Annotated in this window: 14 protein-coding genes, 1 tRNA gene and 1 pseudogene; 4 read left to right on the top strand and 12 right to left on the bottom strand. The window is 65.6% G+C overall.

The window, feature by feature from the left end; translation table 11 throughout:
- Positions 1-53 precede the first annotated feature (53 nt).
- Positions 54-2,402 carry an MMPL family transporter gene (locus tag ACH49N_RS09355; RefSeq protein WP_358271599.1) on the bottom strand — a complete coding sequence of 783 codons (2,349 nt, stop codon included), beginning with the start codon at positions 2,400-2,402 and terminating at the stop codon, positions 54-56.
- 48 nt (positions 2,403-2,450) lie between these two features.
- Complete coding sequence (locus ACH49N_RS09350) at positions 2,451-3,053, bottom strand: TetR family transcriptional regulator (protein ID WP_358271601.1); 603 nt, start codon at positions 3,051-3,053, stop codon at positions 2,451-2,453.
- 120 nt (positions 3,054-3,173) lie between these two features.
- Here ACH49N_RS09350 and ACH49N_RS09345 point away from each other — a divergent pair, with 120 nt between their 5' ends.
- On the top strand, positions 3,174-3,989 hold the full coding sequence (locus ACH49N_RS09345) for a class I SAM-dependent methyltransferase (protein WP_358271603.1): 816 nt from the start codon (positions 3,174-3,176) through the stop codon (positions 3,987-3,989).
- A gap of 16 nt (positions 3,990-4,005) precedes the next feature.
- Here the strand turns inward: ACH49N_RS09345 and ACH49N_RS09340 are convergent, their stop codons facing one another.
- A complete protein-coding gene (locus ACH49N_RS09340) occupies positions 4,006-4,503 on the bottom strand; it encodes an Rrf2 family transcriptional regulator (protein WP_358271604.1) in 498 nt (165 codons plus the stop codon).
- A 39-nt stretch (positions 4,504-4,542) separates the two neighbouring features.
- On the opposite strand from ACH49N_RS09340, the pseudogene ACH49N_RS09335 reads away from it, so the two are divergent.
- Positions 4,543-4,861: pseudogene (locus tag ACH49N_RS09335) on the top strand (sterol desaturase family protein); the annotation flags it as partial.
- Here the strand turns inward: ACH49N_RS09335 and ACH49N_RS09330 are convergent.
- The 5 genes from ACH49N_RS09330 to ACH49N_RS09310 form a co-directional block, all read right to left on the bottom strand.
- On the bottom strand, positions 4,793-5,479 hold the full coding sequence (locus ACH49N_RS09330) for a YceI family protein (RefSeq protein ID WP_358271606.1): 687 nt from the start codon (positions 5,477-5,479) through the stop codon (positions 4,793-4,795). The pseudogene ACH49N_RS09335 and the gene ACH49N_RS09330 overlap by 69 nt on opposite strands.
- Positions 5,480-5,614: 135 nt before the next feature.
- Positions 5,615-6,202 (bottom strand): DUF3618 domain-containing protein, encoded by a 588-nt coding sequence (locus tag ACH49N_RS09325; RefSeq protein WP_250765409.1) that lies wholly within the window; start codon positions 6,200-6,202, stop codon positions 5,615-5,617.
- Entirely contained in the window at positions 6,199-6,624 is a 426-nt protein-coding gene (locus ACH49N_RS09320) for a phage holin family protein (protein ID WP_159918882.1), read from the bottom strand. The genes ACH49N_RS09325 and ACH49N_RS09320 overlap by 4 nt, the downstream gene beginning before the upstream one ends.
- The gene (locus ACH49N_RS09315) at positions 6,621-7,520 is read right to left on the bottom strand and encodes a hypothetical protein (RefSeq protein ID WP_358271608.1); all 900 of its coding nucleotides are present in this window, start codon (positions 7,518-7,520) and stop codon (positions 6,621-6,623) included. Before ACH49N_RS09315 ends, ACH49N_RS09320 begins: the two co-directional genes overlap by 4 nt.
- A gap of 213 nt (positions 7,521-7,733) precedes the next feature.
- Positions 7,734-8,399: a TetR/AcrR family transcriptional regulator gene (locus tag ACH49N_RS09310; RefSeq protein WP_358271609.1), complete on the bottom strand. Its 666-nt coding sequence runs from the start codon at positions 8,397-8,399 to the stop codon at positions 7,734-7,736.
- A 212-nt stretch (positions 8,400-8,611) separates the two neighbouring features.
- Between ACH49N_RS09310 and ACH49N_RS09305 the strand changes: the two genes are divergently transcribed.
- Both ACH49N_RS09305 and ACH49N_RS09300 read left to right on the top strand, forming a co-directional pair.
- Positions 8,612-9,550, top strand: coding sequence for a metal-dependent hydrolase (locus tag ACH49N_RS09305; protein WP_358271611.1), 939 nt, complete (start codon positions 8,612-8,614; stop codon positions 9,548-9,550).
- A complete protein-coding gene (locus tag ACH49N_RS09300) occupies positions 9,550-10,695 on the top strand; it encodes a hypothetical protein (RefSeq protein WP_358271613.1) in 1,146 nt (381 codons plus the stop codon). The genes ACH49N_RS09305 and ACH49N_RS09300 overlap by 1 nt, the downstream gene beginning before the upstream one ends.
- 53 nt (positions 10,696-10,748) lie before the next feature.
- On the opposite strand, the gene ACH49N_RS09295 is transcribed toward ACH49N_RS09300, so the two are convergent.
- The 4 genes from ACH49N_RS09295 to ACH49N_RS09280 form a co-directional block, all read right to left on the bottom strand.
- Positions 10,749-10,839: transfer RNA gene (locus tag ACH49N_RS09295), tRNA-Ser, on the bottom strand.
- A gap of 56 nt (positions 10,840-10,895) precedes the next feature.
- Positions 10,896-11,087, bottom strand: coding sequence for a CsbD family protein (locus ACH49N_RS09290; RefSeq protein WP_159918878.1), 192 nt, complete (start codon positions 11,085-11,087; stop codon positions 10,896-10,898).
- 138 nt (positions 11,088-11,225) lie between these two features.
- Positions 11,226-11,684, bottom strand: coding sequence for a nucleoside deaminase (locus tag ACH49N_RS09285; protein WP_109326169.1), 459 nt, complete (start codon positions 11,682-11,684; stop codon positions 11,226-11,228).
- Between the two features lie 10 nt (positions 11,685-11,694).
- A complete protein-coding gene (locus ACH49N_RS09280) occupies positions 11,695-12,234 on the bottom strand; it encodes a tRNA adenosine deaminase-associated protein (RefSeq protein ID WP_159918877.1) in 540 nt (179 codons plus the stop codon).
- Position 12,235 lies beyond the last annotated feature (1 nt).

The raw sequence follows: 12,235 nt of genomic DNA, 5'->3' as shown, positions 1-12,235 counted from the left end.
GTGCGCCTTTCTGGTAGTTGGGGCTACCAGAAAGGCGCACGGGCGCGGAGCGCCTACCGCGTGGGCTGCAGCGCGTCGTCCGACTCGGGGAGCGCCTGACGTAGCTTCTCGCCCTCGATGTCGACGTTGGGCAGGATCTTGTCGAGCCACTTGGGCAGCCACCAGGCCTTGTCGCCGAGCAGCGCCATGACCGACGGGATGATCACCATCCTGACCACGAAAGCGTCGAAGAACACGGCCACCGCCAGGGCGAAGCCGATCGACTTGATGAACGAGTTGGGTTCGGCGATGAAGGCGGCGAACACCGACATCATGATGACGGCCGCTGCGCTGACGACGCGGGCGCCGTGGTTGAAGCCGACGGTGACGGCCTGCTTCGCGGTCGCACCGTGGACGTACTCCTCACGCATCCGGGTCACCAGGAACACCTGGTAGTCCATCGCGAGCCCGAACACCACTCCGATCAGGAAGATCGGCATGAAGCTCACGATCGGCTGCGGGTTGGCGATGAGGCCTCCCCAGCCTTCCTGGAACACGGCGACCGTGGCACCGAAGGTGGCGGCGACGCTGAGCAGGAAGCCGAGCGTTGCCGTCAGCGGCACCAGTATCGAGCGGAACACCAGCAGCAGCAGGAGGAAGGCGAGACCCACGACCACGGCGAGGTACGGAATCAGCGCATCCTGCAGCGTCTCGGACACGTCACCTTCGAGGGCGGTCTGCCCGGTGACGCCGTAGTTGACGCCGATCGAATCGTGCAGTGCGGTTTCCGCACCGCGAATGTTGTTGACCAGGTCCATCGTTGCCGGGTCACTGGGTGCACTGGTCGGTGTCACCAGGATTTGCGCGGTGTCACCCGCCCGGTTCACGCCCACGATCTGAGCATTCGACACGTCGTCCTGCGCCGAGATGGTGCTCACCACTTCGTCGAACGCGGCAGCCGGTGTGCCGGAGGTGAGGTCCTTGGCGTCGACGACGACGAGCAGGGGACCGTTCTTGCCGGGACCGAATCCTTCGCCGACCAGGTCGTAGGCCTGCCGTGAGCTGGTGGCGGGGTCGCCTGTGCCCTCACTCGGAAGAGCGAGGCTGAGTCCCGTCGCGGGAATGGCGAGTGCGCCCAGCAGCACGACACCGGCGATCAACGGAATGGCGGGTCTGCGCACCACTGCGCTGATGTACCGCAGCGCGAAGCTCGGCTTACCCTCGTCGTCTTCGAGGTCACGACTCTGCAGAAAGGGAATCTTTCCGGCAAATGCCTTGCGCCCGAACAACCCGAGGATGGCAGGCAGCAGTGTGAGCGCGATCATGACGGCGATGAGCACCGTGAACGCGGCAGCCGCACCCATGTCCGTGAGGAACGGGATTCCGACGACGCGCAGCGCGATGAGCGCGATGATGACCGTGAGACCGGCGAACACCACGGCGGAACCGGCCGTGCCGACGGCACGTCCCGCCGCTTCCGAGCGGTCCGACGTCAGGGAGAGTTCGTGTCGGAAACGCGACACGATGAACAGGGAGTAGTCGATGGCGACCGCGAGGCCGATCATGATGGCCAGGGTGGGCGTCATCGAACTCAGGTCGGTGAACCCGGTGGCCACGGTGATTCCGAGGCTGCCGATCATGATTCCGATGATCGCGGTGATCAAGGGGAGACCGGCTGCGACGAGCGAGCCGAAGGTCAAGGCCAGAACCACGGCCGCCACACCGATTCCGACGAGCTCGGTGGCGCCGCCCGGCGGTTCGGCATCGTTGGCGGCCGATCCACTGATCTCGACGGTCAGGCCGGCGTTGCGGCCGGCGTCAGCCGCCGACGAGATCTGTTCGCGCAGAACCTTGTCCACGTCGCCCATGTCGCCCTTGAAGGGCACCTCGACGTAGCCGACGGTCCTGTCCGCGTTCAGCGGTGACAGCGCCTGTGCGTTCGCGACGGCCGTCTCTTCGCTGATCTCCTTGTCCGCGGCGGAGGACTTCGCCATGTCGAGGAGCTGCGTGTTCGCCTCGACCGGGTTGACCAGTGCCTGCGCGGCGTCGGCTCCCGAAGCGACTGCGGGATCGACCTTGGCTGCATCCTGGACCTGTTCGATTCCCCGCACCTTGGCGAGCACGGCGTCCATCGCCTGCCGGCTCTGTTGACTCTCGAGGGTCTGTCCCTCGGGTGCGGCAAAGACGAACCTGGCGCTCACCGCTTCCATGGGGTTGTTGCCGGCCGCTTCGGGGAAGCGCTCGGCCATCAAGTCCTGTGCCTGCTGCGCCGGGGTGCCGGGAATGGAGAACGAGTCCTTGGTGGGACCCGACAGGGTTGCCGCCCCGACACCCATGAGGACGAGGATCACCAACCAGACGCTGATGACCGCACCTTTTCGCCGGTAGGCGAATCTGCCGATCCGATAGAGATAGGTGGCCACTGGAGGCTCCTTCTGAGTCGGTGGAACGAGGGGTTCGGGCGCAACCGGTTACGGCTGCGGGATTCCCTGACGGAGTTGACGCATGGCGTCGCGGACCAGTTCTTCGGGTCCGCTCGCACCCGATTTGCCGCTCATCCACAGATCGAGCGACACCTTGCATGCCGAGCCGACTGCCATGTGCAGCAGGTTGGGGTAGAGGTCGGTGTCGATATCGGTGCCCGTCCGTTCGGCGATCACCTCACCGACCAGGCGGGTCACCCGAAGGTGCACTTCGAGCTTCTTCGCGAGCAGCGCGGGGCTGGTCTCGACGAGCTCCATCATCACGACGGTCTCTTCGAGAGGTTTCGCAGGATCGGTGACGATCTGGACCACCACGTGTTCGAGGGAATCCCAGATCGGCTCGTCTTCCGGACGAGCGCGGAGCAGGTTCACCCAGTCGTGAACGGACTCCTCGAAATGCGCCAGTACCGCCTCTTCCTTGCTGGAGAAGTAGTTGTGAAACGTCCGAGTCGACACACCCGCCTCGGACGCGATGGCGTCGGCGGTGACGCATTCGATGCCCAGCGCCCGGGCCAGGCGCGCGGCGGCACCGCTGAGAGCCGCGCGAGTAGCGGCTTTCTTACGGTCCCGCAGTCCCATTTCCGAAATCACCCCATCCACCGTACAGAACTTGCAGAGCTCTGCAATTTTGCAGAGGAGTGCAATTTCTATGACGTTGACCACTCGACCGTTCGGCTGTGCTCGCCGTCACCGCTGAACTACCGTGGATTCATGGCAGATTCGGCCGTGCCGCTGTCGTTCCGGTCCGACGAAATTGACCGAAACGCCCTCGAACAACTCGCCTCCGTCCTCGACATCCAGGCCGAGCGGCCGGGAATCCGACGTCTGCGCGCCTGGTCCCACGACGCCCTCCATCTCGAACCGGGTGAACACACGCTCGACATCGGCTCCGGAACCGGATCGGAGACGCGGGCAATGGCTGATGCCGTCGGCGCGTCGGGGCGAGCAATCGGGCTGGACCCGAATCCCGGAATGGTGCTCCTCGCGCGCGAACGAACGGAGGCCGCGCGGTCGACGGCGCAGTTCGTCGTCGGCACCGCCTATTCCCTACCCTTCGCGACGGGCAGTCTGGACGCCGTGCGCTGCGAGCGGGTCTTCCAGCATTTGACCGAGCCGGAACGAGCGGCAGCGGAAGTGGCGCGCGTCGTGAAACCGGACGGAAGAGCCGTGATCCTCGACAGCGACTGGGGAACTGCGATACTGCATCCGGGCGATCCCGACGTTCTCGCTCGCATCACCGACGTGATGCTGACCAACACCGCCAATCCGTATTCGGGCCGGCTCCTGCCCGGTCAGTTGACGCGGGCCGGCCTCGTCGTCGAGGACACAGGTTCGCAGGCACTGATGCAGGAACCCGGCGATGCCACGGGTCCGCTGGTCACGATGATGATCGATGCGGCGGTGGCCGAAGGTGCGATCTCCCCCGCCGAACGGAAAGCCCTTCTCGAGCAGCTGGAGTCCGGCGCCCACACCGGCGACTTTCACATGTCCGTGACGATGTTCGGGTACCTCGCACGCAAGCCCTGAGCGGCGGCCCGCACGATCAGCCGCGCTGTGCGTCCTCGGCCGCCGGTGCAGCCGCACGGGGGCGGCGCTCCCACGCGCCGGGATCCGCGGTGAGTGCGGTGAGGAAGTCCGGGAGCCGCTCCTCGGCGATGTCGGCCACACTCACGTTCTCGAGTACCGCACGCAGGTTCACTCGCACGGCGATCCACACGTCTTGCAGCTTGGCCGCCGGCCCGCCGTACTCCACGTCCTCGGGCCTCTCGCCGCGCACCGAGGCCAGCGGGCCCTCGACGGTACGAATCACGTCGGCGATGGAGATGTCCGACGCCGGACGGGCCAGCCAGTAGCCGCCGTCGGGGCCGCGCCTGCTGTTCACGAGCCCCCCGCGCCGGAGGTCGGCGAGCACGGCTTCGAGGAATTTGTGCGGAATGGTCTGCGCGTGCGCGAGAAACTCGGCTTTGGACGGTGACGGCCCGGCCGCGGCCAATTCGATGAGCGTCCGCACGGCGTAGTCCACCTTGGCGGTGATGTGCACACCGAATTCCTATCACCTGAGTATGAAAAGGAGCAAACCTGCCACGGCTGCGACCCCGCAGTATCTCGACCGCAATTACGCCGGAATCCGCATCGTGTGGGACAGGATGTTCGGCACCTTCCGGACCGAAAACCACCGCCCCACTTATCGACTCACCAAGCCGGTCGGGACGTACAACCTCTGGAAGCTGCAGACCCATGAGTACGCCGCGATCGGGCGGGACTGGCGCAACGCGCGGTCGTGGCGAGACAAACTCGGCTACGTGTTCGGGCCGCCCGGATGGGCACCGTCAGGAGCGCGCCAGGCTGATCAGGAAGTCCACGGTACCGCGGCCGTCCACGGTCACGAAGCCCAGTGACGGTGGCTGCACTCCGAAGTCCGTCCAGGTGACCGGGATGCTGCCCGAGGCGATCAGGTCGTCGCCGGAACGCAGAACCTCGATGTCCACCGTGACCGGGCGCGACTGCCCCTTGAGCGTCAGGGTGCCCTGGGCGGTCACCGTCCCCACCGAACCGTCTTCGGGAAGACCGGACAGGTCGACCGGCTCGTCGACGGTGAATGTGGCTGTCGGATGGGTGTCGGTGTCCATCACGTTGCCGCGGAACTGACCGTCTCGACGCGGCTGATCGGTGGTGATGTCGGCGACCTGCACGCTCACCTCTCCGGCGGTCAGCTTCTCGCCCTCGACGGTGGCCGAACCGGCGACCTCACCTGTGGAACCGACCACCGTCACGCTCGCGCCGTTGAGGATTTCGTGGACGGTGTATCCCGCGGCGGTCTGGTTCGGTGCCTCACCGGGTACGACCGTCCACTGCCCGTCGACCGACCCGGAAGCCGCCTCGGCGCCCTCGGTCGACACCGATGCCGCCGGCGCGTCGTCCTCGGCGATGAACTGACCGTATGCCCACGGGCCGACCAGGACCGCGAGCACGAGAACGGCAACGACTCCGCCGATGGCCCACCACAGCTTCTTCATGCAGACAGGGTAGTTGCAGCTTCAATGGCTGTCACTCGGTTCGCGCGTTGGAGTCGCTGGTGCATCGCCGAACCCACCGGGACATACGCGTGCCCCGCTCGGGTGGGAACCCGAACGGGGCGACGGTATTCCGGGTCAGCGTTGCTGTTCTCGGACCGTATCCTTCGCATCGGCCGCACGGCCCTGCACGTCCTGGGCGGCGGACGTTCCCTCCGACTTCACGGTGTCCGCGGCATCGGCCACCGTCTCCTTGACCGCCTGGGTGGCGTTCTGGGCGGGTTCCTTCAGGTTCTGGGCCGCGTCCTTCGCGACGTCGGTCAGTTCCTGCGTGAGGGGCTCGGCCTTCTCCTTCACCGCGAGAGCGGCCTCCTGTTCGCGCTCACTCGCGGGAAGCATCGATGCCACCAGCAACCCGGCACCGAAGGCGATCAGTCCGGCCGCCAACGGGTTGCCCTGCGTGTGCTGGCGCACCGCGCGCGGAGCTGACTGCGCGGCGTCGGCGGCGGAACTCTGCGCGTCGGCGAGGCTGGAGCCGGCGTCCTGCGCGGACCCCATCACGCGGTCGCGCACGCCGCCGACCGCGCTGGTCATCCTGCCCACCTTTCTCTTCGCAATGGTGGTGGGGTTCGCTTCCCGAGCGAGGGTGTCCACGTCGGCGCTGAGATTGCGGCGGGTGCGTTCGATGTCGGCGCGGATACGGTCGGGGTCCTGGCTGGTGGTCATGGCGACTCCTGGGGGTGAGGGGTGAGCGCGTCGGGAATTTTCTTGGCGGTGTCGGTGGTCTGCGGGAGGCCACGCGCCTTCTTCAGTGCCGCGCGGCCGAGTACGGCCAGAACGGCGGCGATGATCGCCCACACGAGCATGACGACCAGCGCGGACCAGCCGCGTCCGATCGCGTTGCCGAGGCTCCACCATGCGGCAATGGACAGGAAGAGCACCGCAAAGTGCGCGGCTACCGCGGCGCCGGCCAGCATGCCCGCGCCCTTACCGACGCGATTGGCGGTCTGCGTCGCTTCGGCTTTCGCGAGCGCCACTTCTTGACGCATCAGGACGGTGAGATCTTCGCTGACGTTCGACAGCAACTCGCCGATGGAGGGCGGCTCTGTGCCGTTTCCTTCGGTGTGGGATCCGTAGGGTGCGCTCATCGCGTCACGTCCGGGCCGGCCGGCGGGTACCCGGTCTCGGGGTAGCCGGATTCCTGCGTGTATCCGGGCTGCTGCGAGTACCCCGGCTGCTGGGTGTAGCCGGGCTGCCCGGTGTATCCCGGTTGGGCGTACCCCGGTTCCGTGTATCCGGGCTGCTGCGAGTACCCCGGCTGCTGGGTGTAGCCGGGCTGTGGCGAAGGTGAATATTGGGAGGGCGGGTACTGCGGCGGCGCGTCATACAGACGCTGCGGCTCCGGAGGAAGTGCTCCCGCATCCGGAACCTCCGGCGGCCACTGTTCACCCTGACCTGCGCGGGCACGGTTCGGCGCGGCGGCACCACTATCGTCGTTCGCCGCCATCAACGAACGGCCCAGTCGACCGGCGAGCAATCCGGCGCCGGCGGCGAGAGCGAGGAAGGTGCCCGGTTTGCGCCGCGCGAAACGTGTCACTTCATCGAGAACGTGCCCGGGTTCGCGGTCGTCCAGCCACGAGGCGATGGCGTGTGTTTTTTCGGCGACCTGCTTCGTGAGATCGGTCGCCATCCCGGACTGGTCCGAGTTCCTCGCCATCGATCCGAACTCGTCACCGAGGGCCCGAAGACCCGACGCCACTCGCTTCTGCTGCGTAGCCGCCTGATCAGTCAATTCGCTCCGTGTTTGCTGCAGAAGGTCTTTAGCCTGCTGCGTCGCCTCGCCGGCGACATTCTGCGCTTGTTCACCTGCGACACCGGCGACGTGCTTACCCGCCCCGGCCGCATCACTCGCGACCTCACTCGCCTGCTGCTTCGCGACGTCCGTCGTCGACTCGTCCTGTGTGCGCGTTGTGGGCGTGTGCGTCGTGGGACCGGCCCACGCACCCGCTTGGTCTTGTGTGGGGTTACCACCGGGAATAGTCATGTGTTGGCCCTGCCTCCTGCGTGAACGTGTGTACGCGTCGGTCCGTCCGAAGCGGACGTGTTGTTGCAGTTACCCCACACCCTCGACCCGAAACAGGCAGCGGCACATCGATCCAGGATCTCGGAGAATATGTCGGCGTACAGAGAATTCACCGGCGAAAGGTGAGATCATGCGGCGTCGAACTCGGCAACGCGCACGAAGTAGCCACGCTTGCTACTGCAGGAACCGATAGCCGCCGCGGGCAGTGCTGTCGGCAGCACGTCGAGTCGGTGCGACGGGCTGCTGCGGGGCGATCGCAGGCCCCATCCAGCGCCGAAGATATCGCCGCATCTCATCGTCGCTCCTCGGCGGATTCCCCGGGGAAACGAAGAACGACTGCATGGTTCGTAGGACGTACTCGACGAGATCCGCGAGAGCGGGGTCGTCGTACCCGCAGCCCTCCCAGTCGACGTCGAAGCGCTTGATCATCGTCATCCCGAAGGTGCGCGCCTCGTGCGAGGTGATGCCCTCGGGATCGACGTTCGAGTACGAGCTCGACAGCAGTATGCCGAGGTGGGGTGTGCGACGCACCTCGGTCAGTGTGTACACCACTGCCTCGATCATCGCGTCGACCGGATTCTCGATGCCTTTCACCTGCCGGGTCAGGCGATCGAGAAATCCGTCGACGGACGCGATGGCGGCCGCCCTCATCAGTGCGTCGGCGCTGGGAAAGTATCGGTAGACCGTCTGGCGGATGACGCCGAGCGACTCCGCCACATCCGCGATGCTGATCGCCGAACCCGTTTGTCCGATCAATTCGACTGCGGCGACAACGATTCGGCGGGACGCTTCGTCATCGTCACCGGGTGGACTACCGCCCCAGCCGCGCCTTCGTGCCACTGCCGCTTCCTCGGATCGAGTTCTGTCCGTCGGGCGCGCAGAACCCACGGCGGGAGCGCGCCCATCCAGATGAACGGCGACGCTACCACAGAGCCCCCGCCGCCGTTTCGGACCTGAGCCTCGAAAGTAATCATACAGATATGGCGCCGTATGTATGATCGTCGCCACTGAGGCTTCCACCCAGCCCGTTTCGAAAGACGAGGTATCGCACAGTGACCGATCTACAAGTCCGAAAGATGCGCTTCGCGTTCACGGATTACGACGTCCCGTTCGTGTGGAACGAGGAGAATCCGGCCTTCTCGAGCATGGCCAACGCGGTCTCGTTCCTGGCGATCGGCTTCGAGAAGATGATCGTGAAAATGATTCTCCAAACCAAGCCGCTCATCACCGATTCTGCAGTTGCCGAGGAGGCGGACGCCTTCATGCGGCAGGAAGGGCAGCACTCGACGGCTCACCGCCAGCACGTCAAGGCACTGATCGATCGATACCCGGGACTTCAGGAAACCCTGGACGAGGTGATCGGAGAATTCGACCGGCTCACCGCCCAGACCTCGCTCAACTATCGACTGGCGTACACCGCCGACTTGGAAGCGACCTTCACTCCGGTGTTCAAGCTGATGCTCGACAACGATTCCACTCTGTTCCGGCCCGGAGACGACCGGGTCGCGTCCCTGTTCATCTGGCACTTCGTCGAGGAAGTGGAACACCGAAGTTCTGCGCTCATCATCTTCGATTCCGTCGTCGGGAGTGACATGTACCGGATGCGGATGGCCCCGTCGATCTTCCGGCACGTGCTGAAAGTGATCCGGATCGCCTGCGAAGGCTTCAATCGGCACGTCCCGCTCGAGGATCGCAAGGTCGATGCGCTGTCGATGTTCGCCTCGTACCGGCGTCAGCAGAACCTGCGCAAGCGGTTGCCCCTGCTGCGCGCCGAGGACAACGGCCCGATGATGCGCGCGTTCGACGATCTCCCGCTCGGCAAGCAACTCACCGCGTTGGTGGGCATCATCCGCAGCCAGCTGCCGCGGCACAACCCGGATCACGAGAAGCTGCCCGCACTCGCCGACGTGTGGTTCGAGCGCTACGAGGCCGGCTACGATGTCACGCACTGGTATTCCGCCGACACGGCCGCGTCTTCGGAGGCGCGCTGATGGCCGATCATTGCTCACCCACATTCGACCAACTCGCATCGGCGCTCGGCTTCTCGTGCGAGGAAGCCGGTGGGCTCGTCGAGGTCCGTAACCCACTGGCGTTGGAAAACTGGACACTGCCTGTCCTCGAGCTCACCATCGTTCTCGGCTCCGTGCTCGCGCTCGTCGTCGCGATCGTGCGCTTGCGACGGATGGGCGATCCCACCAACCTGGTGCTCTGGTTCGGCGCAACCGCTTACCTGTTCATAATCGAGCCGCCGCTGTACTTCCCCGCCGCCTTCGGCATCGAGGACCACGTGGACACGATGTTCGCGCACAACGTGTTCACCGTGGAGTTCCTCTGGGGCCGACTCCCGCTGTACATCATCGCGATCTACCCGCTGATGGCCACGATGGCCTTCGAGATCGTCAGAATGCTCGGTGTCTTCCGCCGGTACGGAGTGCTCGCCGGCGCGGTCTGCGTGGGCTTCGTCCACCACGCCTTCTACGAGATCTTCGACCATCTCGGACCGCAACTGCGGTGGTGGGAGTGGTCGACCGAGAATCCGATCAATCAACCGCTGTTCGATTCCGTGCCACTGCCGAGTGTCGTCGTGTTCGCTGCGCTGTGGCCGATGTCGCTAGCATTCTGCGTGCAATTCTTCGTCGGCCAGGGCCGGCGCTTCTCCGGTCTCGAACTGGTGTGGCGCACAGTCGTCATCGGTGTCCTGGCGTCCCTGGGCACGTTCATCCTGCCGCTCCCGGCGACGGTCTTCGGAATGGGCAGCACCACCGCCCGCGCCGTTCTCTACGCAGCGGAACTTCTCGTCGTCACCGTCGTCGCGATCTGGATTCTCGTCCGTCAATGGATGCGGCTGCGTGGGGAGAACACGGATGGTCCCGCATACACCAACCACTTCGTCCAGCGCTACAGCGTGGTGTACCTGAGCGTGATGGCGCTGCTCTGGGCCACGGCGTTGCCCGACTACTTCGGGGCGGTCGACGGCGTCACGGACAACGGCGACCCGGTGGGCAACCTCTGGTACACACTCGCCTGCTTCACCGTCGCGGTCCTGTGCGTCGTCGCCACCTTCACCGTGCCGCGCAGAAATACCGCAGGGAGCGACACTGCTTCCGCCAGCGCACCCGCCGCAACAGGCCCGTAAACGCGAGAAAGCCCCTGACCCGGTCTCGAGGACCGGATCAGGGGCTTTGCCCTTGGCGGTGGCGGAGGGATTTGAACCCTCGGACGGGGGTTACCCGTCACACGCTTTCGAGGCGTGCTCCTTAGGCCGCTCGGACACGCCACCGCCGGTGACTTTACCGGATGTGACGCCCGAGCCTGAAATCGCCAGGTGGAGCCGCTTTACGTGAGCTTGTCCTTGAGGTTCGACGCGGCGTCCTTGACCTTCTCGCCGGCGTCCTTGACCGCGGACGACGCCTGATCGGCCTTGCCCTCGTCGCGCAGGTCCTTGTCGTTGGTGGCCTTGCCGGTGGTTTCCTTCGCCTGACCCTTGAGGTCTTCGGCCTTGTTCGATGCTTTGTCTGCGATTCCCATGAGATACCTCCGTGAATCCGTTTCGGACCCGGTGCCGGGCCCGGCGGCGCCTCGTTCGGCGCCTGTCTCCAGAGAAGCACGGATCGCGGCGACCCGGCTACACACTGTCGAGTACCCCACGAAAACGTTTGAAACCGGTCAGCGCCGTTCTCGGAAGAAATCCTCGAGAATTCCAGCACACTCGTCTTCGAGAACACCCCCACGGACCTGCGGCCGATGGGTGAGCCGGCGGTCGCGGACGACGTCCCAGAGGGAGCCGACTGCTCCCGTTTTCGGTTCCCACGCGCCGAAGACGACACGCGACACCCGCGCGAGCACGAGCGCTCCGGCGCACATCGTGCACGGTTCGAGGGTTACGGCCAGCGTCGTGCCCTCGAGGCGCCACCCGTCGCCGTAGACCCTGGCAGCCTCCCGGAGCGCCATGATCTCCGCGTGTGCTGTCGGGTCCGACATCGCCTCGCGTGAGTTCACCGCACGCGACACCTCGACCCCGTCGGCGTCGAACACCACGGCGCCCACTGGTACATCGGCGTCGGTGGCGGCGCGCGCAGCCTCGATCGCCACGCGGATCATCCGCTCGTCGTCCTGGAGTGTCACCGGACGAGAACTATCGCGGAAGTTTGTCGAGAACCCCCGACAGCTCCGTGGTGAAGCCGAGCCGCTGAGCGATCATGCCCAGCTGCTCGTCCGGGTACAGGTCGGTTTCGGCGGTGATCACGGCCAGCACCGGTTCGGGGAGGCCGAGGTCGGCGAGGAGCGAGAGATCACCCTCCTCCCACGGCTCGACGTCATCGAGGTCGTCTGGGTCGATGTCCGGCACCTCGATGTTCAGCGCATCCAGGACATCCGCTGCGATGTCGTAATCGATGGCCGCCGTGGCGTCGGACAGCAGCAGTCGCGTGCCCGACGGCGCCGGCCGCAGAATGATGAAGAATTCGTCGTCCACGTCGAGTAAACCGAAGAACGCGCCCGCGCTGCGGAGGGACCGTAATTCCTCCTCCGCGGCGCTCAAACTGGTCAGAGCAGCCGAGCTGAGGGCCTTGACCTTCCATCGGCCGTCCTCGTGTACTACCGCGACACCGAAGCCCTCCAGATCCTCAGCCCGATCCGACGAGGCGCTGTTGTTTCCCGCGCGCTGTGCACCCATG

It is taken from the genome of Rhodococcus sp. NPDC019647 (assembly GCF_044389235.1).
GTDB classification, from domain to species: Bacteria; Actinomycetota; Actinomycetes; order Mycobacteriales; family Mycobacteriaceae; genus Rhodococcus_F; species Rhodococcus_F oxybenzonivorans.
The sequence above is the reverse complement of the archived record's forward strand: the minus strand, read 5'-3'. Positions and strand labels throughout refer to the sequence as shown.

Coding starts and splice junctions, on each gene's coding strand:
- ACH49N_RS09345 (WP_358271603.1), top strand. CDS start 3,174: ATGGCAGATTCGGCCGTGCCGCTGTCGTTCCGGTCCGACGAAATTGAC.
- ACH49N_RS09330 (WP_358271606.1), bottom strand. CDS start 5,479: ATGAAGAAGCTGTGGTGGGCCATCGGCGGAGTCGTTGCCGTTCTCGTG.
- ACH49N_RS09325 (WP_250765409.1), bottom strand. CDS start 6,202: ATGACCACCAGCCAGGACCCCGACCGTATCCGCGCCGACATCGAACGC.
- ACH49N_RS09320 (WP_159918882.1), bottom strand. CDS start 6,624: ATGAGCGCACCCTACGGATCCCACACCGAAGGAAACGGCACAGAGCCG.
- ACH49N_RS09315 (WP_358271608.1), bottom strand. CDS start 7,520: ATGACTATTCCCGGTGGTAACCCCACACAAGACCAAGCGGGTGCGTGG.
- ACH49N_RS09300 (WP_358271613.1), top strand. CDS start 9,550: ATGGCCGATCATTGCTCACCCACATTCGACCAACTCGCATCGGCGCTC.
- ACH49N_RS09290 (WP_159918878.1), bottom strand. CDS start 11,087: ATGGGAATCGCAGACAAAGCATCGAACAAGGCCGAAGACCTCAAGGGT.
- ACH49N_RS09280 (WP_159918877.1), bottom strand. CDS start 12,234: ATGGGTGCACAGCGCGCGGGAAACAACAGCGCCTCGTCGGATCGGGCT.